The organism is Winogradskyella ludwigii (genome assembly GCF_013403985.1).
In the GTDB taxonomy this organism is placed as follows: Bacteria; Bacteroidota; Bacteroidia; order Flavobacteriales; family Flavobacteriaceae; genus Winogradskyella; species Winogradskyella ludwigii.
The window spans coordinates 788458-810865 of record NZ_JABFDF010000001.1 but is presented as its reverse complement, the minus strand read 5'-3'; the positions used below and the strand labels follow the sequence as shown (position 1 = coordinate 810865).

Annotated in this window: 26 protein-coding genes; 24 read left to right on the top strand and 2 right to left on the bottom strand. The window is 30.9% G+C overall.

The genetic code is table 11. The features are described from left to right. Positions 1-8 precede the first annotated feature (8 nt). On the top strand, positions 9-485 hold the full coding sequence (locus HM981_RS03355; protein ID WP_179337160.1) for a hypothetical protein: 477 nt from the start codon (positions 9-11) through the stop codon (positions 483-485). A gap of 14 nt (positions 486-499) precedes the next feature. On the opposite strand, the gene HM981_RS03350 is transcribed toward HM981_RS03355, so the two are convergent. Continuing rightward, positions 500-1648, bottom strand: a complete 1149-nt coding sequence (locus HM981_RS03350) for a glycosyltransferase (protein WP_179337159.1) — start codon at positions 1646-1648, stop codon at positions 500-502. Then, a complete protein-coding gene (locus tag HM981_RS03345) occupies positions 1642-2616 on the bottom strand; it encodes a lysylphosphatidylglycerol synthase domain-containing protein (protein ID WP_179337158.1) in 975 nt (324 codons plus the stop codon). The genes HM981_RS03350 and HM981_RS03345 overlap by 7 nt, the downstream gene beginning before the upstream one ends. Before the next feature lie 27 nt (positions 2617-2643). On the opposite strand from HM981_RS03345, the gene HM981_RS03340 reads away from it, so the two are divergent. The 23 genes from HM981_RS03340 to nfsB all read left to right on the top strand — a co-directional run bounded on the left by HM981_RS03340 (position 2644) and on the right by nfsB (position 22339). Beyond that, on the top strand, positions 2644-3282 hold the full coding sequence (locus HM981_RS03340) for a cell envelope biogenesis protein OmpA (RefSeq protein WP_179337157.1): 639 nt from the start codon (positions 2644-2646) through the stop codon (positions 3280-3282). An 81-nt stretch (positions 3283-3363) separates the two neighbouring features. After that, on the top strand, positions 3364-3918 hold the full coding sequence (ruvC, locus tag HM981_RS03335; protein ID WP_179337156.1) for a crossover junction endodeoxyribonuclease RuvC: 555 nt from the start codon (positions 3364-3366) through the stop codon (positions 3916-3918). 44 nt (positions 3919-3962) lie between these two features. Next, on the top strand, positions 3963-4328 hold the full coding sequence (locus HM981_RS03330) for a hypothetical protein (protein ID WP_179337155.1): 366 nt from the start codon (positions 3963-3965) through the stop codon (positions 4326-4328). Positions 4329-4357: 29 nt separating this feature from the next. Continuing rightward, positions 4358-5485: a radical SAM family heme chaperone HemW gene (gene hemW / locus HM981_RS03325; RefSeq protein ID WP_179337154.1), complete on the top strand. Its 1128-nt coding sequence runs from the start codon at positions 4358-4360 to the stop codon at positions 5483-5485. 93 nt (positions 5486-5578) lie between these two features. After that, the gene (locus tag HM981_RS03320) at positions 5579-6328 is read left to right on the top strand and encodes a cyclase family protein (protein ID WP_179337153.1); all 750 of its coding nucleotides are present in this window, start codon (positions 5579-5581) and stop codon (positions 6326-6328) included. Between the two features lie 47 nt (positions 6329-6375). Continuing rightward, the gene (locus HM981_RS03315) at positions 6376-6987 is read left to right on the top strand and encodes a DUF4230 domain-containing protein (protein ID WP_179337152.1); all 612 of its coding nucleotides are present in this window, start codon (positions 6376-6378) and stop codon (positions 6985-6987) included. Beyond that, positions 6984-7385 carry a GNAT family N-acetyltransferase gene (locus tag HM981_RS03310; protein ID WP_179337151.1) on the top strand — a complete coding sequence of 134 codons (402 nt, stop codon included), beginning with the start codon at positions 6984-6986 and terminating at the stop codon, positions 7383-7385. The genes HM981_RS03315 and HM981_RS03310 overlap by 4 nt, the downstream gene beginning before the upstream one ends. Continuing rightward, positions 7382-7741, top strand: coding sequence for an MmcQ/YjbR family DNA-binding protein (locus HM981_RS03305; RefSeq protein WP_179337150.1), 360 nt, complete (start codon positions 7382-7384; stop codon positions 7739-7741). Before HM981_RS03310 ends, HM981_RS03305 begins: the two co-directional genes overlap by 4 nt. Before the next feature lie 145 nt (positions 7742-7886). Further along, positions 7887-8243 carry a hypothetical protein gene (locus HM981_RS03300; RefSeq protein ID WP_179337149.1) on the top strand — a complete coding sequence of 119 codons (357 nt, stop codon included), beginning with the start codon at positions 7887-7889 and terminating at the stop codon, positions 8241-8243. Positions 8244-8395: 152 nt separating this feature from the next. Further along, the gene (locus tag HM981_RS03295; RefSeq protein WP_179337148.1) at positions 8396-8806 is read left to right on the top strand and encodes a response regulator; all 411 of its coding nucleotides are present in this window, start codon (positions 8396-8398) and stop codon (positions 8804-8806) included. Beyond that, the gene (locus HM981_RS03290) at positions 8806-9345 is read left to right on the top strand and encodes a heme NO-binding domain-containing protein (protein WP_179337147.1); all 540 of its coding nucleotides are present in this window, start codon (positions 8806-8808) and stop codon (positions 9343-9345) included. The genes HM981_RS03295 and HM981_RS03290 overlap by 1 nt, the downstream gene beginning before the upstream one ends. Then, positions 9345-11303: a PAS domain-containing sensor histidine kinase gene (locus tag HM981_RS03285; RefSeq protein WP_179337146.1), complete on the top strand. Its 1959-nt coding sequence runs from the start codon at positions 9345-9347 to the stop codon at positions 11301-11303. The genes HM981_RS03290 and HM981_RS03285 overlap by 1 nt, the downstream gene beginning before the upstream one ends. Positions 11304-11305: 2 nt before the next feature. Further along, on the top strand, positions 11306-12439 hold the full coding sequence (locus HM981_RS03280; protein WP_179337145.1) for an FIST signal transduction protein: 1134 nt from the start codon (positions 11306-11308) through the stop codon (positions 12437-12439). Beyond that, positions 12439-13503: a sensor histidine kinase gene (locus HM981_RS03275; RefSeq protein WP_179337144.1), complete on the top strand. Its 1065-nt coding sequence runs from the start codon at positions 12439-12441 to the stop codon at positions 13501-13503. Before HM981_RS03280 ends, HM981_RS03275 begins: the two co-directional genes overlap by 1 nt. Further along, positions 13490-13807 (top strand): Hpt domain-containing protein, encoded by a 318-nt coding sequence (locus HM981_RS03270; RefSeq protein WP_179337143.1) that lies wholly within the window; start codon positions 13490-13492, stop codon positions 13805-13807. The genes HM981_RS03275 and HM981_RS03270 overlap by 14 nt, the downstream gene beginning before the upstream one ends. A gap of 9 nt (positions 13808-13816) precedes the next feature. Beyond that, the gene (locus HM981_RS03265) at positions 13817-14533 is read left to right on the top strand and encodes a LytR/AlgR family response regulator transcription factor (RefSeq protein WP_179337142.1); all 717 of its coding nucleotides are present in this window, start codon (positions 13817-13819) and stop codon (positions 14531-14533) included. Positions 14534-14962: 429 nt separating this feature from the next. Continuing rightward, entirely contained in the window at positions 14963-17563 is a 2601-nt protein-coding gene (locus tag HM981_RS03260) for a T9SS type A sorting domain-containing protein (RefSeq protein ID WP_179337141.1), read from the top strand. Between the two features lie 285 nt (positions 17564-17848). Then, positions 17849-18559: a DUF3667 domain-containing protein gene (locus HM981_RS03255; protein WP_179337140.1), complete on the top strand. Its 711-nt coding sequence runs from the start codon at positions 17849-17851 to the stop codon at positions 18557-18559. A gap of 189 nt (positions 18560-18748) precedes the next feature. Beyond that, positions 18749-19327 (top strand): Crp/Fnr family transcriptional regulator, encoded by a 579-nt coding sequence (locus HM981_RS03250; RefSeq protein ID WP_179337139.1) that lies wholly within the window; start codon positions 18749-18751, stop codon positions 19325-19327. Between the two features lie 76 nt (positions 19328-19403). Further along, complete coding sequence (locus tag HM981_RS03245; protein WP_179337138.1) at positions 19404-20351, top strand: alpha/beta fold hydrolase; 948 nt, start codon at positions 19404-19406, stop codon at positions 20349-20351. Then, positions 20326-21168 carry a hypothetical protein gene (locus HM981_RS03240; RefSeq protein ID WP_179336531.1) on the top strand — a complete coding sequence of 281 codons (843 nt, stop codon included), beginning with the start codon at positions 20326-20328 and terminating at the stop codon, positions 21166-21168. The genes HM981_RS03245 and HM981_RS03240 overlap by 26 nt, the downstream gene beginning before the upstream one ends. A 2-nt stretch (positions 21169-21170) precedes the next feature. Further along, positions 21171-21656: a hypothetical protein gene (locus HM981_RS03235; protein WP_179337137.1), complete on the top strand. Its 486-nt coding sequence runs from the start codon at positions 21171-21173 to the stop codon at positions 21654-21656. A gap of 23 nt (positions 21657-21679) precedes the next feature. Next, entirely contained in the window at positions 21680-22339 is a 660-nt protein-coding gene (gene nfsB / locus HM981_RS03230) for an oxygen-insensitive NAD(P)H nitroreductase (protein WP_179337136.1), read from the top strand. The last annotated feature ends 69 nt before the right edge of the window (positions 22340-22408 follow it).

The following is a 22408-nucleotide window of genomic DNA, read 5'->3' as shown; positions in this document are numbered from 1 at the left end:
CTCTAGTAATGAACCGAATTGTTTGTCTTTTAATTCTACTTCTTGCAACGTCTTGCAATTATTTTGAAAAGAAGAAAGTCTATCCTGAAGATTTGCTTGAGGAAGAACTACAGACTTTTAATTGGAATGAAGTAGATACCTATCCTACCTTTTCAGGTTGTGATGCTATAAAAGCAAAGGAAGATATCCAAATTTGTTTTCAAAATACATTGACGAGTAATGTAAACGCCTTTTTATCAGCACAAAACTTAGTGGTTTCTAATGATGTTAATGATACCATAATTATGAAAATAAAAATTGATAAATCGGGATTTTTAGCCGTGCAATCGATTACTATTCAGCCTGAAACTATTCAAGAAATCCCTAAGATTGACAGTCTTTTACGTCAGAGTTTAAAAAGTGTTCCTAAAATATATCCAGCCATTAAAAGAGGTCAGCAAGTAACTACAGCTTTTGAATTGCCTGTTATTGTTAGAATCAATTAAGATTCAGAGTTCTTTTAGTTTTTAACGCTTCTACCTTTCCATTCATAAGACGTAAAAAACGATAAAAAAGCGATATAAACATTAAAGAAGGGATAAATGAAGCTCGATAATAAATAGGAAAGTAGAAGGTTTTCTTGTTTAAAAAATCGAGAGGTTTTAAAGAGCAATAAGAAGTCTATGCTAAATTTAATAACAAATAAAGCAATGCCTATTTTTAGCGAGAGATTGGTAAATAAAACCGCAGGAATTAATCCTATAAAAATCAAATTCCCTAGCAATACTATGAGTCCAACTAATTTGGCAAACCAGTATTTGTAATTACTTGTTTTTGAGGCCCATCGCAACCGTTGCTGAATTAATTGTTTAGTAGTTTCAGTTGGATTGGTAGTTACAATAGCGTGTTTCGATTTTAAATAATAAACCTTTTTTGCATCTAGATGCCTTAGTTTTTCAAGCAGAAATACATCATCTCCACTAGAAATAGTAGTATTACCATCAAAACCATTCACAGTATAAAAATCAGATTTACAATACGCAAAATTACCACCATTACACATAAAAGGTTTTTTAATACCAAAACCACCAATTGTAGCTCCTTGTAAACTCAAAAAATCTAAGGTTTGAAAACGATTAAAAAAAGACGTCTTTCCATGATAAGTAACAGGAGCAACGATGCAATTTACTTGTCTGGTTTGTATACATTCATCAAAAGTATCTAGCCAATATTTAGGTAAAAGACAATCGGCATCAGTGGTTACAATCCAATTAAATTTTGAAATTTTAATCGCTGAGGTTATCGCATCTTTTTTAGGTGAATTTGAAGTTCTTGAGTTTTTAATAATTTTAATAGCATCAACTAAAGTGTCATGATTTTTCCGTGATGTATTAACAAAGTTTTCTATAATTGAAACCGAATCATCTTCAGAATCATCATCAATCAAAATAACTTCAAACATCGCTTTTGGATAATTCAAGTTTGAAATTGAGGCTAATAATTTTGGTAAGTTTTCAGCTTCATTTCTAAAAGGAATGACGACAGAGAATTTAGTCTTAGGTTGTAAATCTTGTAGTTTAAAATTTTTAACTTTATCAAAACCATAGGTGAGCAAAGCAATAACAACAAGATATGCAATAGTGATAAAAACGACTAAAATGGTTAGCATTGTTCTATAGGTTTAGGAAGTTTAAAATTAAGCACAAAATAGCTTCCAATAGTACTTGGAATTACAAAATTTAGTAACCACATGAGCGTTGTAATAGATAAGATGGTTAATTCATTAATTTCAATATAACCAAATAGAAACACAGCAATACTTCCTTTTATAACCACATCAAAGATTGAAATGGTTGGTATTATTGAAGCCAATAAATACATGCTCGAAATTGTAATCATGGCGTCACTATAAGAGATGTTAACACCAAATACGTGTAACAAATAATAAAATTGGAACGAAAACACAACATATCTAAACAGTGATAATATTAGGTTTAATCCATGAGTCTTTAAAGGAATAGATTTTGTGAAATCTAAAATAGAAACGGATGAAAATCCTTTTATTTTGAGCCATTTTTTCTTAACAACTAACCAAATAATTAAACCAATGATTAAGAGCGTAGTGCCAAATTGTGCTACTCTTAAATAATTAATAGCAATAGAATAGCGGTTAATAAATAGCATTAAGCCTATAACACCAAAAAATGTGGTTATGGTCATTTGTGCTAAATTGCCAATAAGATTTAGTCCCAAGATATTTTTTCTGAATGTGCTAGTGTAATACATAGCTTTGGCACCATAATCGCCAATGCGGTTGGGTGTAATTAACGACGCTGTAAGTGCGCCCAAACTTTGCTCTGCAGCAGATTTAAAAGAAATTGGTTTTATGACCTTTATTAATTGTTGCCATTTTAAAATTTCGAAAAACCAATTAAAACAGCTTAAAAGGATTAAAAAAGAGATGGTTTTAGCTGAAAAAGTGTTATTTTCCTTTAAAAGTGATATAAATTGGCTGAATTCTATATATTCATTTTTAATGATTTTAGAATAGATAAAATAAAATGCACCAACTACAATACTCAATTTAATAAGTACAAAGAAGAATTGTTTAATTTTGTAAGGTACTTTAGAAGGCATAGTACAAATTAAACCAAAAACTAACAGATGCGACACTATTTTAAACAATACCTTTTCTTTTTTATTATCGTTTTTGTAACCTTCAATAGTCAGGCGCAAATAAGAGACACTGCAGAATGGAAAGCGCTATTTGCGGTTGGTGTAAATTACCCAACAACAGATGGTTTTGTAAAAGGATCTTATGCAAAAGCGGTTAATTTTCCAACGATTAATCTTGGGATTCAGCGTATGCTTACAACCGAATATGGCGTTAAATTAGATTTTGGATTTAATCGTTTTAAAAATGATGACGATACACCCGATTTTAAAATTAATTATTCTAGAATAAACGCTCAGTTTATATATGATCCTTCTAATCTTATTGGTTTTTTACCCATACGAATGCGAACTGTTTTGCATGCTGGTCCAGGGATTACTTTTGCAAAACCACTGGGTACTTTAGGAGAAAATAAGCAGACGTTTTTAAATCTCTTAGGCGGTTTAGAGTTGCATTATGCTATTAATGATAAATTGTCTGTTTATACAGATGTGGCTTACATTTACGGAGTAACATCTTTAGACGATTATAATCCTGTTTTAAGTGGTTTAGGTGCTTTTAATGGTAGTGTTTTTAACCTTACTTTTGGTGTTGCAGTGTCGTTAAGTGGTTGCCAGTATTGCAATTAATTAATGATGTTCATTTTTTTATTTCAATAAGAATAAAAACGGAATATCTCAGATCATAAATTCAAATGATAAATCATGTAAATGAGTAAAGAAAAAATTATTTTAGGTATTGATCCTGGTACAACAATTATGGGTTTTGGACTCATAAAAATTGTCGGTAAAAAAATGGAATTTCTACAACTCAACGAGCTTATGCTCAAAAAATACGATGATCATTATTTAAAATTGAAACTCATTTTTGAACGTACCATTGAACTCATTGATACCTATCATCCAGACGAAATAGCCATTGAAGCTCCCTTTTTTGGTAAAAACGTGCAAAGTATGCTCAAATTAGGACGAGCGCAAGGTGTAGCTATGGCAGCTGGTTTGTCTCGCGAAGTGCCTATTACAGAATATGCGCCAAAGAAAATTAAAATGGCAATTACCGGAAACGGAAATGCTAGTAAAGAGCAAGTCGCTAAAATGCTGCAAAGCATGTTAGGATTAAAAACCATTCCTAAAAACCTGGATTCCATGGATGGTTTGGCAGCAGCTGTTTGTCATTTTTATAACCAAGGTCGTGTTGAAGTTGGAAAAAGTTACTCTGGTTGGGGAGCTTTTGTAAAACAGAATGAAGGACGCGTTAAAAAGTAACTGGTTCTAATTGCTGCGAAGGCAGAAATCTATAATACTATTAAATGAAATACATAATTATAGTTTTAGTATTCTGTTTATCATATTCTTGTTTCAGTCAAGGACAGGTTGAAGCTAATGATATAGCACACCAAGACTGGTATGAATCACAGAAAACAAAAGATTCTTTAGTTGTAGCGTTACTAAAGATTAATCAAAAGGATTCCACATTTATTTCCACTTTTAAAGCTTCAGAAAAGCACTGGGAAAAATTTGTAGAGGAACAATTTAAACTGAAATTCCCAGCATACGAATCTTGGGAAACGCGAAGAGAAATTTACGGAAGCCAATTTGATATGCTGAATTATCAGTTTATGAAATTGTATTGCGATCTAAGAATTGCGACTTTATATGATTTGTTTGAAGAATAGAAAACACCAATTAGAATACTAAAAACGAAATGTCAGGCATCTACATACACATACCATTCTGCAAGCAAGCATGTCATTATTGCGACTTTCATTTTTCGACCTCAATGAAAAAAAAGGATGACCTCGTTAATGCTTTGACCAAAGAATTAGAACTCAGAAAAGACGAATTTAAAAATACAACCGTTGAAACTATTTATTTTGGAGGAGGAACACCAAGTTTATTAACCAATGACGAATTACAATTTATCATAGATGCGGTTTATAAAAACTATGAAGTTTCTCAAGATCCGGAAATTACACTCGAAGCAAATCCTGATGATTTATCTAAAGACCGAATTATTGCGTTGTCTAAAAGTAGAATCAATCGTTTGTCCATTGGCATTCAGTCCTTCTTCGAAGCTGATTTAAAACTAATGAATCGCGCACATAACTCAGATGAAGCTAAATCTTGTTTAGAGGAAGCGACAAAACACTTCGATAATATTTCTTTAGATTTAATCTATGGAGTTCCGGGAGCATCAAATGAGCAATGGCTTGCAAATATAGAAATGGCTTTAAGTTTTAATGTGCCTCATATTTCGAGCTATGCATTAACTGTAGAACCCAAAACGGCCTTAGCGTCCTTTATTAAAAAAGGAATTATTGATAATGTAGATGATGAGCAAGCACACGATCAGTTTCATATATTAAAAGATAAATTAGAAGCTGAAGGTTTTGTACATTATGAATTGTCTAATTTTGGGAAAGACGGCTATTTTAGTAAAAATAATTCGGCCTATTGGCAAGGGAAATCGTATTTGGGTATTGGGCCATCTGCACATTCTTTTAATGGTAAACAACGTGGTTGGAATGTAAAAAATAATTCAAAATATATAAAATCTATAGAAGACGGTCAATTACCAATAGAGATTGAAACCTTAACGAAAATAGATCAGTATAACGAATATGTAATGACAGGCTTACGAACAATTTGGGGAGTGTCGTTTCATAAAGTTGAGGCTGATTTTGGAGCAGATTATAAAGACTATTTAATTGAGCAATCAGAAATTTTTATAAAACAACAATTATTGTATATTGAAGATGCGCATTTACGTGTCACTAAAAAAGGACAGTTTTTATGTGATGGTATTGCGAGTGAGCTTTTTAGGCTAAACTAGTTTTAGAAGGTTTTGAATCTTTAGTTATTACAAACAAAAGATAAAAAAAATACCAAAATGCTGATATTTTCAGCACAAGTAAATTAAGTATAAATGATAGCAACTATACAATATAATTCAAGAAAATTAAAAATAGATTTATCACAACCTTTAGATATTTCTATTCCCTTAACAGGGAAGTCAACCAATGTAAATGCTTGGTATTTGGATCCGCCAAAGATAGAACCAGAAATTATCGATGGAGAAAATATAAGTGTTGCCAACGGAGCTGTAGTTAATTTTAATACCATTACTTTTAATCCGCATGCGCATGGAACACACACTGAAACAGTTGGTCATATTACAGAAAAGGTATATTCTATAAATAAACATTTAAAACAGTTTTTCTTTTTGGCTGAAGTGATTACGGTCGCACCAGAAAAATTAGGTGAAGATTATGTGATTTCTAAAAAACAATTACAATTTGCAATAGGAAATAAAAAACGTAAAGCTATTGTAATTAGAACCATGCCAAACACGCGTGATAAATTATCGAGACAATACTCAAACACTAATCCTACTTATTTACAAGAAGATGCTGCAGAATATCTAAAAACTAAAGGAGTAGATCATCTCCTTATAGATTTACCAAGTGTAGATAAAGAGAGTGATAGAGGAGAGTTATTAGCACACAATGCATTTTGGAATACTTCAGGAAAATTAAGATTAGATGCTACAATTACAGAGTTTATTTACGTGTCTAATAAAATTGAGGATGGTTGCTATATGCTTAACCTACAAATTGCACCTTTTGAAAACGACGCAAGTCCAAGTAAACCTATCTTGTATAAAGTAATAGATTAATTGCATGTGACAAAAAGCTCATGCTAGTGTCATATATTTAAAACCATATGGAAACTTTTTTTATAATTATCATCAGTATTTTAGTCACTTTAGGTTTAGTGACCATTTATAAACAATGGAAAACCAAAAAGGTTACTAACGAGCAATCAATTTTACTTTTAGACAAGATAAAACGCGTATGCAAATTTGTAACCGTCGAAGGAGATTTCGCTGAAATTTATCATTACGAAGACGTTAAAGAAAAATTTTTAAAACTAATTTCTAGTCGCAAAAAAGCATTGGTTGTCATTAATGCCAAAGCACATGTTGGTTTTGATTTGAGTAAAGTAGAAATGTCTGCCAATCCAAAATTAAAAACCGTTGTGTTATCTCATTTTCCGCAACCTGAAGTATTGTCAATAGAAAGTAATATTAACTACTATGATAAAAAAGATGGTATGTTTAATAGGTTTGAAGCGGCAGATTTAACAGATCTACATACCAAAGCCAAAGTACATATCATGGATAAAATTCCAGAAAGTGGTTTGTATAATATTGCCAAACAAGAAGCGATAGAAGCCATTAGTTTAATAGATAATTTGGTAGAAACTATTGGTTGGAAATTAGATTATTCAGCTTTAAAAATTGAAACGTCTGAAGTTAAAAAAATAGAAAAGTGATAGAAATATCTACGAATAAAATAAAGCTTCAAGTTGAGGTTATACATGGTTTTTTAACTGATACATATTGGGCAAAAGGAAGAACTCGAGATGAGGTTAAAAAAACTATTGATCATTGTCATTGTTTTGGGGTTTACCTCAATGAAAAACAAATTGGCTTTGCGAGAGTTGCAACAGATTATACGGTGTTTGCCTATGTAATGGATGTGTTTATACTTTCAGACTATAGAGGAAGAGGATATTCAAAACAATTAATAGAAGCGATTCATGCAGATCCAAAACTACAAACATGTAAAGTTTGGATGCTAAAAACGGCAGATGCACATCATTTATATAAACAATTTGGGTATTCAGAATTACAACACCCTGAAAAAGTAATGGAACGACTGTTGTCATGAACATAGAACAATACAGAGATTATTGCCTAAATAAGAAAGAAGTTACTGAACATTTTCCGTTTGATAATGATACACTTGTATTTAAGGTATTGGGTAAGATGTTTGCTTTAGCGTCATTAAAACGTTGGGAAAATGGAGAGGCATTTATCAATTTAAAATGTGACCCAGAATACGCTCAAGAACTTAGAGCGGAATATGAAAGTATTAAGCCAGGTTATCACATGCACAAAAGACTCTGGAATAGTGTTTATATTCAATCAGGAGAACTCTCTACGCCGTTTATTACCACATTAATTGATCATTCTTATGATATGGTGGTAAAAGGATTACCTAAAAAGCTGAGAGCGCGTATTTAAGGTTATTTTAAACGACGCTTAATTCCAGTTAAAGACACTTATTTACCATTCGTCGTTTCAAGAGGTTGATTCATCAAAAAAGAGAATTTTCACTCATAATAACATTTAGTTTTGTGGTATAATTAATCCATATAACCTCAAAACTATGACTACTGTATTTATTTATGGATTATCTTTAATAGGACATTTAGGCTTCTACTTTTATTTTATAAATAATTTTAAAAGAGATGAAAAACCTTTAGAAAGAAGAACAGTAAGTAGTAGAAAAGTAGAAAATAAAGATAATCTTATATCCAAAAGTTTAAAAAACAATGCTGTAGATGATAAGGTTTTTTTGTTAAATAAAAATCTAAAACAATTAGAATTAATTTCGGAATTTGAAATGTACTTAGAACAAAAAACACCGAAAAAAGCTTCCTTAGAGTTTTTGGAACAGTTTAAGACAATAAAAACTGAAGCCCAGTTATCTGCCCTGAAAACTACAAATAAGTTAAATAGTTAATTGAGAATAGCGGCTTAACATTCGTTTTTGCCAAATACCGTTCGTCGACACTAATTTGCCATCCGTCGATAGATAACCACAGCTAACCGAATTATAGAAATGAGGTCGTGAATTAAAATTAATTTGGCCGAATAAATTAAAAGCAACTATTAATGAAAACCCTAAATATTTTACTGATAGAAGATGATATGATTGAAGTCATGAAGTTAAATAGAACTATTTCTTCATTAAAACTTAATCATAAAATTATCGAAGCTAACAACGGGGAAGATGCTCTGAAAATTTTAGAACAAAAAGACACACTTCCCGATATAATTTTATTAGATTTAAACATGCCAAAAATTAATGGTATAGAATTTTTGAGTATTTTGAAAAATGACGATACTCTAAAATATATTCCTACTATTATATTAACGACTTCAAACAATCAAAAAGATTTGTTAGAATGTTATAAAATTGGTGTTGCAGGTTATGTTTTAAAACCCCTTAAATATGAGCATTATGTAGCTAAGTTAGAAAAGCTATTGGCTTATTGGAGTATTAACGAATTAATAAAAGTATAATGAAAGGTATTGTATTCACTGAATTTTTAGAATTAGTCGAAGAAAAATTTGGTCTAGAAATGGTGGATAGAATCATTTCTAGTTCAGAGTTAGCATCAGATGGTATTTATACATCCGTTGGTACTTATAGTTTTTCTGAAATGTTACAATTACTTCAGCATTTAAGTGAAAACACAGGCATTTCCATAGATAATTTACTTTTAGTTTATGCAGAACATTTTTTCAGTGTTATAGAAAAAAGTTATCCAGGGCTTTTAGCCACTTACAAAGATCCTATAGAAATGATTTCGTCTATAGAAAATCATATTCATGTAGAAGTTAGAAAAATCTACCCAGACGCAGAGCTACCTACTTTTGAGGTTATAGAGAAAACAGATAATCATTTGGTTATGGATTATACCTCTAGCAGGGCTATGCATCACTTCGGGCTTGGTTTAATGAATAAAACATTCGAACATTTTAATTCTACAGCGACTATAGAATTAGAAAAAATAAAAGAAGACGGAACTAAAGTAAGGTTTGTGATTAATAAAAATTAATGAGCCAAGAACAAGTAGAGATATTAAAACGTGCTCTAGCTAGAGAAAAAAGTGCCCGTAAAGCGGCAGAGAAAATTCTTGAAGAAAAATCAAGAGAACTATACTTCACGTCTCAAAAACTCGAAAATCTACTGGATGCAAAATCATCTGAACTACAAGGTGTCTTTGAGAATATTGTTGATGCCTATGTGGTCATTGATTTTGAAGGTAATATTCTAAAATTTAATGAGGCTGCTACAAAATTATTTGGCTACGATATTGAGAAAGAAAATATAAAAGTAGCCAACCTTATTTACAAAGATGATTTTCAATACGCCATAAATAGCTTTAACCAATTAGAAAAAAACGGCTTCTTTAAAGATTATGAAACCAGAGTTTATACCAAATCAAAGGAGGTAAAATGGGTTCATATAAACGGAAGTATTATTTTTGATAAACATAATAAGCCCATTGCGGCTCAAGGTATTGTTAGAGATATTACTTCAGAGAAGGCATCTGAAGAAAAATTAATAGAATCAGAAAACCGATTATCCACCTTAATCCTAAATTTAGATAGTGGTATTATCTTAGAGGATGAAAATCGAAAAATAGTACTTTCTAACACCAAGTTTTGCGAGCTTTTTAAACTCAAAGCTAAACCAGCTGATCTTATTGGTATGGATTGCGTTTCTGCAGCAGAACATAACAAGTTATTATTTACAGATCCAGAAGCTTTTATACAGCGTATGGATGCCATTGATAATGCCAAAAAAGTCGTTATTGGAGACGAACTCGTAATGGTTGATGGTACCATTCTAGAGCGAAATTATATGCCAATTAATATTAGTGGAAAGTCAAAAGGTTTTCTTTGGACATTTACAGATGTTACGTTAAAACGCACGTATAGAAAAAGAGTAGAAGCCCAAAAGCAAAAGTATTATAACATTATCGCCAATATGCACTTAGGATTGGTTGAGGTTAATAACGATGACGAAATATTAATGATTAACCAGAGTTTTACAGAAATGTCTGGTTATACCGAAGAAGAGTTATTAGGTAAAAAATCTAGAGAAATTTATCCTATAGATGATGGATCTGGCGTTATTGAAGAAGAACAAGAAAAAAGAAAAAAGGGCGAATCTAGCTCTTATGAACTTAAGGCCATTTGTAAATTTGGAAAAACGAGACACTGGTTAATTAGTGGAGCACCAAATTATAATTTGGAGGGAGAAATAATTGGGTCTATAGGTATCCATTTAGATATTACCGAGCTTAAAAGTTTAGAACTTCAAAAAGAAAAATTGCTTCTTAAACTTGAGAGAAGTAATGATGAGCTTCAAGAATATGCACATATTGTTTCTCACGATTTAAAATCACCTTTACGAAGTATAGATGCCTTAGTAAGCTGGCTTAAGGAAGATAATAAAGGGAAGCTAGATGATATGAGTTTAAAGAACTTTGAGCTTATTGAAGCAACTTTAGAAAAGATGGAGCAGCTCATTTCAGATGTGTTAGATTATTCTAGTGTTGGCACAGATAGTACTGATAAAGCAGATGTAGATCTTAATAAAAAGATTAATAATATAATGTCTATGCTTTATATTCCAGAGCATATAGAGATAAAACTAATAAATGCTTTACCAACAATTAAAGGTGATGCAACAAAATTGCAACAGCTGTTTCAAAATTTAATTAGTAACGCTGTTAAGTTTATAGATAAAGAAAAAGGATTGATAACTATAGATTTCGAAGATTTAAAAAGTCACTATAAATTCTCAATTAAAGATAACGGAATTGGTATAGAGAAACAATTTCACGATAAGATATTTAAAATATTCCACGCCTTAAATAAAAGTAAAGACTCTACAGGAATAGGGTTATCTATAGTTAAAAAAATTGTCGATTTACACGAAGGTCAAATTTGGTTAGAAAGTGAAGTAAATGTGGGAACTACATTTTACTTTACACTTAAAAAATAAATATGAAAATAGTACAACTCGTAAAGCATACTAACCAAGATTGGGCCTATGTTGGTAAAAATCAAAAATTATTAGAACCCTTAGTTATCGTTTTTGGAAATCGTCTTCTTTTAGAAGACGCTTCTGTTTATAAAGAAATTAGAGAACTATTTCCAGACGGTCATATTGTTTTTGGTTCTGCTTGTGCAGAAATTTCATCACATACTGTAAATGAAAATAGCATTACAATTACGGCTATAGAGTTTGAAAAGAGCAAGTTCGTCATAAAAACTAGCAATGTATTAAATACAGATTTAGATAGTTTTAAAACGGGTAGTGATCTTGTAAAACAATTTCCTGAAGAAGGCCTGAAATATGTATTTGTAATCTCAGAAGGTAGTTTTATAAATGGTAGTCAACTTACACGTGGTATGAGTACTACTAATAATGTGAACTTATTAATTACGGGTGGTTTGTGTGGAGATGATACACGTTTTGAGAAAACATTAGCCTCTTATAATGAAAATCCAAAAGAAGGAGAAATAGTGGCTGTTGGTTTTTATGGAGATTCTTTAGAAATTACATTTTCAATTCATGGAGGTTGGACACCTTTTGGACCAGAACGAACCGTAACAAAATCTGAAGGGAATACACTTTATGAGTTAGACGGTTTACCTGCATTAGATTTGTATAAAACCTATTTAGGGAATAAAGCTAAGGATTTGCCAGGTGCAGCGTTATTGTATCCATTGAATGTAAAATCAGAAGACGAAGAGCAATCTATAGTAAGGTCTATTCTTAATATTAACGAAGAAGAAAACGCTGTAATTCTAGCAGGTGATATTAAACAAAATTCTAAAGTGCAATTAATGATGACTAACGTCGATAATATTGCAAATGCATCTGAGCGTGCAGCAAGACAAGCATTAGAATTTAGAGAACATAAACCAGAGCTTGCCATGTTAGTAAGTTGTATTGGCCGGAAATTGGTTTTAGATCAGCGTGTAGAAGAAGAGGTAGACGAAGTCATAGAAATTTTAGGAGAAGGGACTGTTGTCAGTGGTTTTTACTCTTACGGAGAAATTGCACCTTTTCATGGAGAAACGGCTTGCCAATTGCATAATCAAACCATGACTATAACATTAATAAGTGAATAATGAATTCATTACTTAAGCGTCAATTACGTAAGTATATAAGTGAAGAATTAAAATCTAGTGGAGAATTATCATCGTTTCTTGCCGCTGTAGAAAGCTCATATAATAATTTTGATGAGCAATCAGTAATGATTCAAAGAGCAATGTCAATTAGCTCAGATGAATTGTATAGTGCTAATAGAAAATTACAAAAGGAGGCAAAAGGACAGAAGGAACTTATTGATAAATTAAAAGATGTTATCAATACACTTAAGTTTTATAACCTTAATGAAGAAGACAAAGCGGTTGCTGTAGAATTAAAGAGTTCAGATTTGGTTGATTTTATTGATAATCAAACCAAAGAGATTATTGAAATGAACAAACAAAAAGAATCGCTTTTAAACGAGCTTGCTCATCAAAACCAAGAGCTTAGCGATTATGCACACATGGTGTCTCACGATTTAAAATCACCACTTAGAAGTATAGATACCTTAACCGCTTGGTTAAAAGAAGACTATAAAGATGCTTTTGATACTAATGGCGAAAAAACATTAGACCTCATTAGAACTAATGTAGAAAAAATGGATACTTTAATTAACGGTATTTTAGAGTACTCTACTATTGGTAAAGATCAAATTGAAATCTATGATGTAGATCTCAGTAAATTAATAGATAATATATTAACTACCATTCAAATACCTAAACATATTACAATCACTAGAGCAAATTTACCCATTGTAAAAGGAGATAAATACAGATTGCAGCAATTGTTTCAAAACTTAATTGGGAATGCCATTGCTTATAACGATAAACCAAATGGTACGATTGAAGTCGGTGTAAAAGATAAAGGGATATTTTGGCAGTTTGCCATTAAGGATAACGGAAAAGGTATTGAAGAAGTCTATTTCGAAAAAATATTCAGAACCTTTGCTAAACTTGAAAACAATGGGGAGTCTACAGGTATTGGTTTGTCTATAGTAAAGAAAATTGTAGATTTATATGGTGGAAAAGTTTGGTTAACTTCAAAACTAAATGAAGGCACAACATTTTATTTCACATTAAAAAAACAACCTAATGGAACAGCCTAATTTATCTTACATTACTAGCATGTCTGGAGGCGATAAAGCTTTTGAAGAAAAGCTAATAGGCATCATAAAAATTGAGTTTCCTGAAGAGAAAAAAGTGTATTATCACAACTTGGAAGCTAAGAACTATAAACTTACCGCGGAAAACGTTCATAAACTTAAACATAAAATTAGTATTTTAGGCCTTGAGAAAAGTTATCATGTAGCCGTGGATTATGAGAATAATCTCATAGATGGCATTACAAATGGTAGAATTGAGTTTGAATCTATTCTACAAAACATGACCGATTTTTTAGAGACCTTATAAGCTTGTTTTATGAATTGTATTATTATAGATGATGAAGCAACAGCAAGAGCTATTATTGGCCAGCTGTGCACTAATATTCCTAGTTTAAAAGTATTAGAGGACTTTCCTAATGCTATGCAAGCCATAAAATATTTAAACTCTAATGAAATTGATCTTATCTTTTTAGATATTCATATGCCAGATTTTACGGGTTTCGATTTTATAGATACCATAAAAAATCCACCTAAAATTATTCTAACAACATCAGATCCAAATTTTGCGATTCAAGCATTTGGTTACGATTGTATTGTAGATTATTTGGTAAAACCAATTACACCAGAACGTTTTAAAAAAGCCATTGTTAAGGCAGAAGCGATTAAGCCAAAAACTGCGGAAACAAAAGACAAAGCATCTAGCCAAGTAGAAACGAGTTCTGGTAATGATCTTTATGTTAATATCGATAGGCGTTTAATAAAAATTGATATTCCTAGTATTTATTTAGTAGAAGCAAAAGGCGATTATATTCAAGTAAAAACGGACGATAAAAACTACACGGTACATTCTACATTAAAGAAAATAGAGGACAAGTTACCCAATGATATATTTCTAAAAATACATCGGTCTTACATTATTAATGTCGATAAGATTATAGATATTGAAGACAATAGTGTGCTAATAAAAAAAGATGTCATTCCTGTAAGTCGTTCTAACCGACCAGAATTAATGAAGCGTCTTAACTTACTTTAATTTATTTTAAAGCGCAGTTGTATAGAGAATCTGTCTTTTTTTTGTAAAAAACTCATCTATTAAAAGCTGTTTTTTTCAGAATATTTAGCATATTCTATGACAAGTAGAAAACCATTCGTCTACACTTATTGGTAAATCAACTATACAATAGATACATCCAACTAAAAAAAATCTAGAGAAGACTTAATGTAACTATTTTTGACCTGTAGTCATCTGATTAATGATTATTGATTGATTGAAAGTTAAGTGAAAGGCAAAAGAGAAATCTTTTGCCTTTTTTTATTGGAAAAAGGCAACTAAAATAGGCTTAAAACCATTCGTCTATAGTAATTGGTTAACTAACGTGTTATCTATGATGTCAATCGAATAATCAACTTTAAGGTCTAGTTATCAGGTAAATTTGTATCAGAATCTAATAAGAAACATAAGATGAAAACATTTTACACTTTAAAAAATCAATTATTAATTATCGCTTTAGCTTTAATTAGTTTTAATACACAAGCACAAGACGTACCTTTTAATTGTGATTTTAATGCTTACTTATTTCAATACAACGATGTTTATGCTATTGATTTGGCTTCAGGTAACTCTTATCAAGTTGCAGCAGATGTCACAGAAGGAAATATTAACGCTACAGGTTACAATCCTGCAGATGGTTATATTTGGGGTTCATTAAGCGCACCTGCAAAAACAATTGTTAGAATAGGTAAAAACTTTGAAACAACAACGTTCTATATTGATGAGTTGCCAACTAATAATCGTTATGTAGGAGATGTGAGTCCAGAGGGTATTTATTTTATTAAAGGTGGTGGCACTACATTTTATAAAATAGATTTAAACCCTGAGTCTCCTAATTATACACAACACCAATCTACAGAAACGTTATCTCAAAATATAAGTATTCATGATTGGGCTTTTAATGCTGTGGATGGTCAATTATATGCTGTAGAAAAAAACACTAATATTCTTTATAGAATTAATCCAGATAATGGAGATGTTACAGCATTGGGTGTTGTACCTATTTTAACAGGAAACAGTTATACATACGGAGCCGTTTATTTTGATGCTGATGGTCGTTTTTACGTATCGGCAAATCAAACAGGTACGGTTTACGTAATACAGACTGTGCAGCTTGTAAATTCTGTTTTAGATATAGATTCTAACTTATTTGCCTTTGGACCTTCTAGTGCTAGTAATGATGGTGCACGTTGCCCAACAGCACCTGTTTTACAAGAAATTTGCGATAATGGTATTGATGATGATGGAGATGGACTTATAGATTGTGAAGATCCTTCTTGTTCTGGTTTTGGATTGTGTGATGTTATCCAGGCATCAACGTCTAGTTCTAATGATGGAGGATTAGAAAGTAATAGTAGATTATCTGAACAGATTAATGCACGTAACTTTCAAAGAGCAAAAGTAAGCTATAAGTTTGATGCCTTAAGTGCACCAAAAGTTCAAAGAAATTCTATGTACGCTAGAAGTAGTGCTAATTCTACCTTTGCATTACAAGATTTTGTACCATTAGAAAGTATTAACGAGGATGAAGCTATAGAAGCAACACCATCTGATTTAATAAATATTACAAACGCTACAGAGGTTTATGCTGTAGATTATCTTAAAAATAACGTCGCTGTTGCTTCAGTATTAGCTTTAAAAACAGAAAATGGGGTTTACGAACACACTAAATATATTTGCGATCGTTTGTTAGGAGCAGAGTTAATTTCAGTATCTACAATAGATATTAACGAGCACCAATTTATAAAGTCTATTATTAAAAATGAAGATGGAAGCTTTGAGTTTGTTTTAAGTCTTTCTGCAAAAGTGATTAATAACGATGCGAATTTTGCTATAGAGAGTCACTGGAATTTAGATCAGTATGAAGAAAACATAACATTTTATAACTTTCAGATTTGGTCTAATACTATAGATGATTTATACACCTTAGGTCAAGAAGTTTTAAACTTATTACATATAGAAAAGCCTATTACAAGTTATAATAACTCTACACCTCCAACGGTTTTTGTTAGAAAAGGATCTTATAATAATGGCGGATTAGATTTACAGATTATTAATACCAATGCTACAGAAACTATTTATTTAGATGCTGGTTATAGAACAACAGAAACGGAAGACTTTGGATCTATTAATTCTACAGTAAACCTAAATGGAAACTACATTACAAATGTTAGGGTAGACACCGGAAACCTTTTTGATATAGGATTTAGAATTGGTGATGGTATGGCAACACCAGACGATTTATTTATGTCTGATGGACCTTGGGGAATTGATGCTTCAAGAAATGGAACAGAAGTGAGTTTATATGAAGTAACCACCAATACTACTGAATTTGAAACTACAGATTATCCTATAGAAAGAAATGTAACCTTAAATGCAATAACAGATACTTATGTTGCGGCTTACAGAGCGTTAACACCAAGATTTAAGGCAGTAGATGTTACAGAGTACAACAGTTTTCAATTTAGCGGAAAAGGTACAGGTAACTTAGAAATAACTTTTGTAAAAGAAAGCATTACCAATTGGGAAGCGCAGTTTAAAACCACAGTAACCTTAACAAATACAGTACAAGATTTCTCAATTGATATCGCAGATTTACAAAATAATACAACAGACACTGCAGAATTAAATGATGTAGTAACTATAGTATTTACAATGGTAGCAGAAAACGGAATTGCAACTTCTAAAGAGATCAACATTAATGATCTACGTTTCTCATCATCTAGTAGATTGTCTGTAAATGATTTTGAAACAGAAGAAGCAACATTATCTGTATATCCTAATCCAATGACAACACAGGCTACAATTAGCTTCACTGTAAATCAAAACGAAACCGTACAATTTGTAATCTACAACCAGTTAGGTAAGCAAGTTTATAATACGACTTATAATGCTGTATCAGGAAAAAATAGCATAACCATAAACAGAGAGCACCTAAGCTCAGGCTTATATTTCTGTAAAATTATTAATAACCAACACAATTTTAATTCCCTAAAATTAATTGTTAGATAATAACCCTAATTTTATTGTTGAGTATTAGGCAAAAGCGAAAGCTTTTGCCTTTTATTTTTTTGTAGAGGTTTAGGTTTTATTGGTATATTTATGAATCAAGTTTCTTGTAAATTAATATTGGAATTTAACATGAATCTGAAACAGCTAAAAAGCCGCACGCATAAGAAGGATATAGACAATTATTTATATCCATTTGTTGGCAAAAATATTAACAAGCAGTGTACTAAATGAAAAATAGGAGTAGAATAAAAATGATAAACAGCACTTTTTATAAAAGAAATCTCAATGATTTGCATATCTTGTAATACAGAATACAACTCAAATTTTTGTCCTAATTGTGGAGAAAAGTCTGGAATTAAAAAACTAACATTTAATTCAATTATTGAAAATGCCTTTTCGACTATTACGAATATGGATAAAGGTTTTCTTTATAATTTTAAAATGCTTTTTGTAAATCCTAAAAAAATCTCTATTGATTATATTCTTGGTAAAAGAAAAGGGGTACTCAACCCTATTTCATTCTTAATAATTTCAATTTCCATCTATTTGATTTTAGAGATAGTTTTTAAATTGCCAAAAGAGCAGATTGACAATGTTGATAGGTCGACATTGTCCAAAAAGGGATATGACATTGGTCAAGCTGGAGGGAAATTTATATTTGAATATTTCAAATACTTTTGGATATTTTCAATATTACTGCTTGCTAATGCAACTAAAATTATTTACAGAAAATATAGTTACATAGAACACGTTGCTATATCTTCTTTTATTATTGGACAAGCTACTTTGTTAGGAATAATTGGATTTTTAATTTTTAGAATCCCCTTAATTTTTAACCCAATATTATATTTAGCTATGTTCATTTTGACATATTTAATTTTTTATCAAGGAAAGGATAAATTTGAATCATTATTATTGTCATTTACAGGGTTGATTTTATTTATTATTCAACTTTTTCTTGTGTTAGTAATTTTAGGAATAGTAATGGTACAATAAAGAGAGATGAAAAATACTTTTGCTAACACCGTGTATAATTAATTGCTAGGTTCTAGCCTACTTACGAACATTCCTGCGGAATATTCTATCTGTGATTTATTTACTAAATTAGGTACTTAAACCCGCAACTATTCTTATACATAAGCGTTAGGCACAAGGCGTAAAAAAATCCAGAATAAAACATATAAAATGCAAAATCATTTAGCAAATCACTTGAGCCAGTTTGGAAAATTATCAGAAAAGGATAGTAACTTAATTGCTAACAATACGACTTTAGTCAATTTTAAAGCTGGTGAGATTTTTGTTGAAGCTGGTAAAAATGTAAATAAAGTGGGTTTTATATTATCAGGTGTTTTTCGTTATTTTTTTTATGATAAAGAAGGTAATGAAATAACCTCTTTATTTATGTCTGAAAATGATTTTGTAACTAATATTAATAGTTTTTATGAATATATCCCAAGCTCGGGAACTATTGTAGCCGAAACAGAATGCGTCATAATTTTAATTTCAAGAGAAAATTGGGAATTATTTTCAAAAGAAATCCCTAGTTGGAATTCCATCTTACAAACAATAACCAACAAGGCTTTATTAACCAAAACCAATTTTCAGCGGAAATTAATAAGTCAGGATGCTACTACTTCTTATCTCGATTTTCTAAAACAATATCCAACCATTATTCAAAGAGTTTCCTTAATACATGTTGCTTCTTTTTTGGGCATTACAAAATTTTCTTTAAGTAGAATTCGTAAACAAATAACGTTAGAATAACATTTGTTGCCAATTGGCAATTCAGACCGAAATTATAGTTCAGATATTTGCTTCATAATATTTAACAAAATAAAATATGAAAAAAATATTGAAAATAATTGGTGGTATTATTGCCTTAATAGTTCTTACAATTGGAATTATCTATTTCTTTTTTCCTCAAAAATTAGTAGATTTTACTAATTCTCAAAACGCAAGTGCTGCTAATTTAAAATTAAAAACCATTGAAGTTAATGGGTATCAAACACATTATTACACAAATGAAAATAGCACAGCAAAAGACACCTTGGTATTATTACACGGTTTAGGAGATGACAAAAACAGCTTTGTGCCATCTGCTAAATTTTTAAGTGATACTTATTATTTAATTCTTCCTGACCTTTTGGCTTCTGGCGAAAACATCAAAAAAGAAAATTTAGATTTAAGTATTAAAGGACAAGTAGAATTTTTACATAAATTTCTAAATCAAATAGGTGTAAAAACATTCAATTTAGGAGGAAATTCAATGGGTGGTCATGTTTCGGCTGCTTATACAATTGCTTATCCAAAAGATGTAAAATCTTTAATCCTAATAAATGCACCCGGTTTAAAATTAGATAATCATGTTGTATATACAGGGTTTGGCGAAGTTTTAAAAAACGAAGAAGACTTAAACAAAGTTTTTTCTCGCGTATTTTACAAAGTTCCCGAAATGCCAAGTCCTATTAAAAAAATGTTTATATCCCAAATAAATGAAAGTCGCGATTATTTAAATAACACGATTATTCCACAAATAAAAAACGGGAAATATTTCGATTTAAAAGAGCAAATAAACCAAATAAATAGTCCAACGCTTATACTTTGGGGCAAGCACGATAAGGTTGTAAAATTTGATGTAGCTGAACGTTTTAAAAGAGACATTCCATTATCCGAAATAGAAATTATAGAAAACGCATCACATTCACCACAATTAGAAGTGCCCGAATTAGTAGCTACAAGCATCAATAAGTTTATAAAAAAAAATGAAAACAGCAACAATAACAACTAGAGAACAACATTTAGCTAAAGTTCAATTATATAGATGGTACCAATTGTATGAAAAAGAAATTAATGAAAAGCGCATTAGCAACCAATTAGAAATTTTAGCGGATGATATTGTTATGAAGTCGGCAGCTGGTGAGATGAAGGGAAAGGAAAACTATCCTGAAAGATTAAAGGTTTACGAAGGTTGGAAAAACGCACACCATGTTGAAAATGTAAATGTGACTAATTCAGAAAAAGGATTACATCTAGAAGCAGATATCCGTTACCAAAATATTCGTCCAGACGGAGAAAAAAAAAGTTACACAATCCACTACAATACGTTATTAAATAAAGACGGTAAAAATTTACCTAAATTCTCATTCATTGAAATAGCGCCAACAGGAGAAACAACTGAAACTTTTAAAGACGCATATCCAGAAAACAGAACAAAATCATTAATGCATTATTGGTTAGCTTCTATGGAAAATTTAGATGGAAAAGTTGAACCTTTTGTAGAAATGCTTGCAGATGATTTTACGCTAAATTTCTCAACAAGTAGTCCAATTAAATCAATTAAAGAATTAGAAACTTGGTTAAATGGAACACCTTTGCAACTAAAAGTAAGTAGTCATTATCCTGAAAATTTTTCGGTTAAAACCATTATGAAAAACGAATATGAAGTTACTGTAGAATTTGACTGGAAAGGTATTACAAAAGACAACAAACAGGTAAAAGCAAAAACAAAACACATTTGGTATGTAGTTGATAATCCGAACGAACGATTTGCTAGAATTTTAAAAGCCGATGTTTCTCAAATAGAACCTTTTGAAATAATTAATTAAAAATGAATAAATTGGATATAATTTTAGCGTATTTATCGAGTGAAAAGTCACTTTTTTTATCTGCAGGAATAATAGGTAGTGTTTCATTAGTGGCTGGTTTGCTTTTTTTGATGTTCTCAAATCACAAAAGCTTTGCCATTACAATGATTGTTCTTGGCATACTAGAAATGGCAGTAATGTTTCCAACTTATATTAAATACCAACAAAAAATAGACACTAAAATTGCTACGTATGAAAGTGGAATTCCTGCATTCACAAAAGCGGAAATCATAAATACTGAAAAAGCCTTAAAATCCTTCTTTAGATTAAAATTAACCTACGGGATTTTAATAGTTCTACTCATTTTGACAATGTCTTTTTTAAACTCAAAATCAGTACTTTTTGGTGTTTTTACGGCTTTGATTTTGCACTTATCGTTCGCCATTACTATAGATAATTTTGGAGAAAAATACACTAATAAATATCTTATCGAACTACTTAAAAATTAATATAACAATAAAACGTATTAAATATGAATGTAATTAAAGCATTAAACTGGAGATATTCCACAAAGGATTTTGACCCTAATAAAAAAATATCTGAAGAAGATTTTGCTAAAGTAAAAGAGATTTTGAGAATGAGTCCTTCAAGCACAAATCTACAGCCTTGGCATTTTGTAATTGCAAATACAGACGAAGGAAAAAAACGAATGGCAAAAGGAACAGAAGGTTTTTTCCATTTCAATACACCAAAAGTTTTAAATGCTTCTCACGTAGTTTTGTTTTGTTCAAGAATTACCGCAAATGAAGATTATATGCAACACCTATTAGATGTTGAAGATAAAGATGGTAGATATCCTAATGAAGAAATAAAAAGCGGAATGCATGGAGGAAGAAATTTGTTTGCCGATATTCATAAATACGATTTAAAGGATTTACAACATTGGATGGAAAAACAAGTGTATCTAAATATTGGTAATTTCTTATTAGGTGTTGCAACTCTAGGGATTGATGCGTGTCCAATGGAAGGACTTGATATGAAAGCTCTTGATGAAGAATTTGGTTTGCGCGAAAAAGGATTTACAGCAATAACAGCAGTTTCTATTGGCTATCGAACTGAAAGTGATTTTAATACTACAGATAAAACGCCAAAATCAAGACTTTCAGAACAAGAAACTATGACAATTCTATAGCGGAAAAAGCCCAGTGCCTAACATCGTGTATAATTAATTGCTAGGTTCGTAAAAGTTTGCTAAATTAGT

What these genes read in the sequence shown, in the direction of transcription:
- HM981_RS03350 (WP_179337159.1), bottom strand. Translation starts at nt 1,648, where the DNA reads ATGCTAACCATTTTAGTCGTTTTTATCACTATTGCATATCTTGTTGTT.
- HM981_RS03250 (WP_179337139.1), top strand. Translation starts at nt 18,749, where the DNA reads ATGCAAAATCATTTAGCAAATCACTTGAGCCAGTTTGGAAAATTATCA.
- HM981_RS03270 (WP_179337143.1), top strand. Translation starts at nt 13,490, where the DNA reads ATGGAACAGCCTAATTTATCTTACATTACTAGCATGTCTGGAGGCGAT.
- HM981_RS03240 (WP_179336531.1), top strand. Translation starts at nt 20,326, where the DNA reads ATGAAAACAGCAACAATAACAACTAGAGAACAACATTTAGCTAAAGTT.
- HM981_RS03340 (WP_179337157.1), top strand. Translation starts at nt 2,644, where the DNA reads ATGCGACACTATTTTAAACAATACCTTTTCTTTTTTATTATCGTTTTT.
- HM981_RS03305 (WP_179337150.1), top strand. Translation starts at nt 7,382, where the DNA reads ATGAACATAGAACAATACAGAGATTATTGCCTAAATAAGAAAGAAGTT.
- HM981_RS03265 (WP_179337142.1), top strand. Translation starts at nt 13,817, where the DNA reads ATGAATTGTATTATTATAGATGATGAAGCAACAGCAAGAGCTATTATT.
- HM981_RS03245 (WP_179337138.1), top strand. Translation starts at nt 19,404, where the DNA reads ATGAAAAAAATATTGAAAATAATTGGTGGTATTATTGCCTTAATAGTT.
- HM981_RS03345 (WP_179337158.1), bottom strand. Translation starts at nt 2,616, where the DNA reads ATGCCTTCTAAAGTACCTTACAAAATTAAACAATTCTTCTTTGTACTT.
- HM981_RS03280 (WP_179337145.1), top strand. Translation starts at nt 11,306, where the DNA reads ATGAAAATAGTACAACTCGTAAAGCATACTAACCAAGATTGGGCCTAT.
- HM981_RS03320 (WP_179337153.1), top strand. Translation starts at nt 5,579, where the DNA reads ATGATAGCAACTATACAATATAATTCAAGAAAATTAAAAATAGATTTA.
- ruvC (WP_179337156.1), top strand. Translation starts at nt 3,364, where the DNA reads ATGAGTAAAGAAAAAATTATTTTAGGTATTGATCCTGGTACAACAATT.
- HM981_RS03235 (WP_179337137.1), top strand. Translation starts at nt 21,171, where the DNA reads ATGAATAAATTGGATATAATTTTAGCGTATTTATCGAGTGAAAAGTCA.
- HM981_RS03355 (WP_179337160.1), top strand. Translation starts at nt 9, where the DNA reads ATGAACCGAATTGTTTGTCTTTTAATTCTACTTCTTGCAACGTCTTGC.
- HM981_RS03275 (WP_179337144.1), top strand. Translation starts at nt 12,439, where the DNA reads ATGAATTCATTACTTAAGCGTCAATTACGTAAGTATATAAGTGAAGAA.
- HM981_RS03295 (WP_179337148.1), top strand. Translation starts at nt 8,396, where the DNA reads ATGAAAACCCTAAATATTTTACTGATAGAAGATGATATGATTGAAGTC.
- nfsB (WP_179337136.1), top strand. Translation starts at nt 21,680, where the DNA reads ATGAATGTAATTAAAGCATTAAACTGGAGATATTCCACAAAGGATTTT.
- HM981_RS03255 (WP_179337140.1), top strand. Translation starts at nt 17,849, where the DNA reads ATGATTTGCATATCTTGTAATACAGAATACAACTCAAATTTTTGTCCT.
- HM981_RS03300 (WP_179337149.1), top strand. Translation starts at nt 7,887, where the DNA reads ATGACTACTGTATTTATTTATGGATTATCTTTAATAGGACATTTAGGC.
- HM981_RS03285 (WP_179337146.1), top strand. Translation starts at nt 9,345, where the DNA reads ATGAGCCAAGAACAAGTAGAGATATTAAAACGTGCTCTAGCTAGAGAA.
- HM981_RS03330 (WP_179337155.1), top strand. Translation starts at nt 3,963, where the DNA reads ATGAAATACATAATTATAGTTTTAGTATTCTGTTTATCATATTCTTGT.
- hemW (WP_179337154.1), top strand. Translation starts at nt 4,358, where the DNA reads ATGTCAGGCATCTACATACACATACCATTCTGCAAGCAAGCATGTCAT.
- HM981_RS03290 (WP_179337147.1), top strand. Translation starts at nt 8,806, where the DNA reads ATGAAAGGTATTGTATTCACTGAATTTTTAGAATTAGTCGAAGAAAAA.
- HM981_RS03260 (WP_179337141.1), top strand. Translation starts at nt 14,963, where the DNA reads ATGAAAACATTTTACACTTTAAAAAATCAATTATTAATTATCGCTTTA.
- HM981_RS03315 (WP_179337152.1), top strand. Translation starts at nt 6,376, where the DNA reads ATGGAAACTTTTTTTATAATTATCATCAGTATTTTAGTCACTTTAGGT.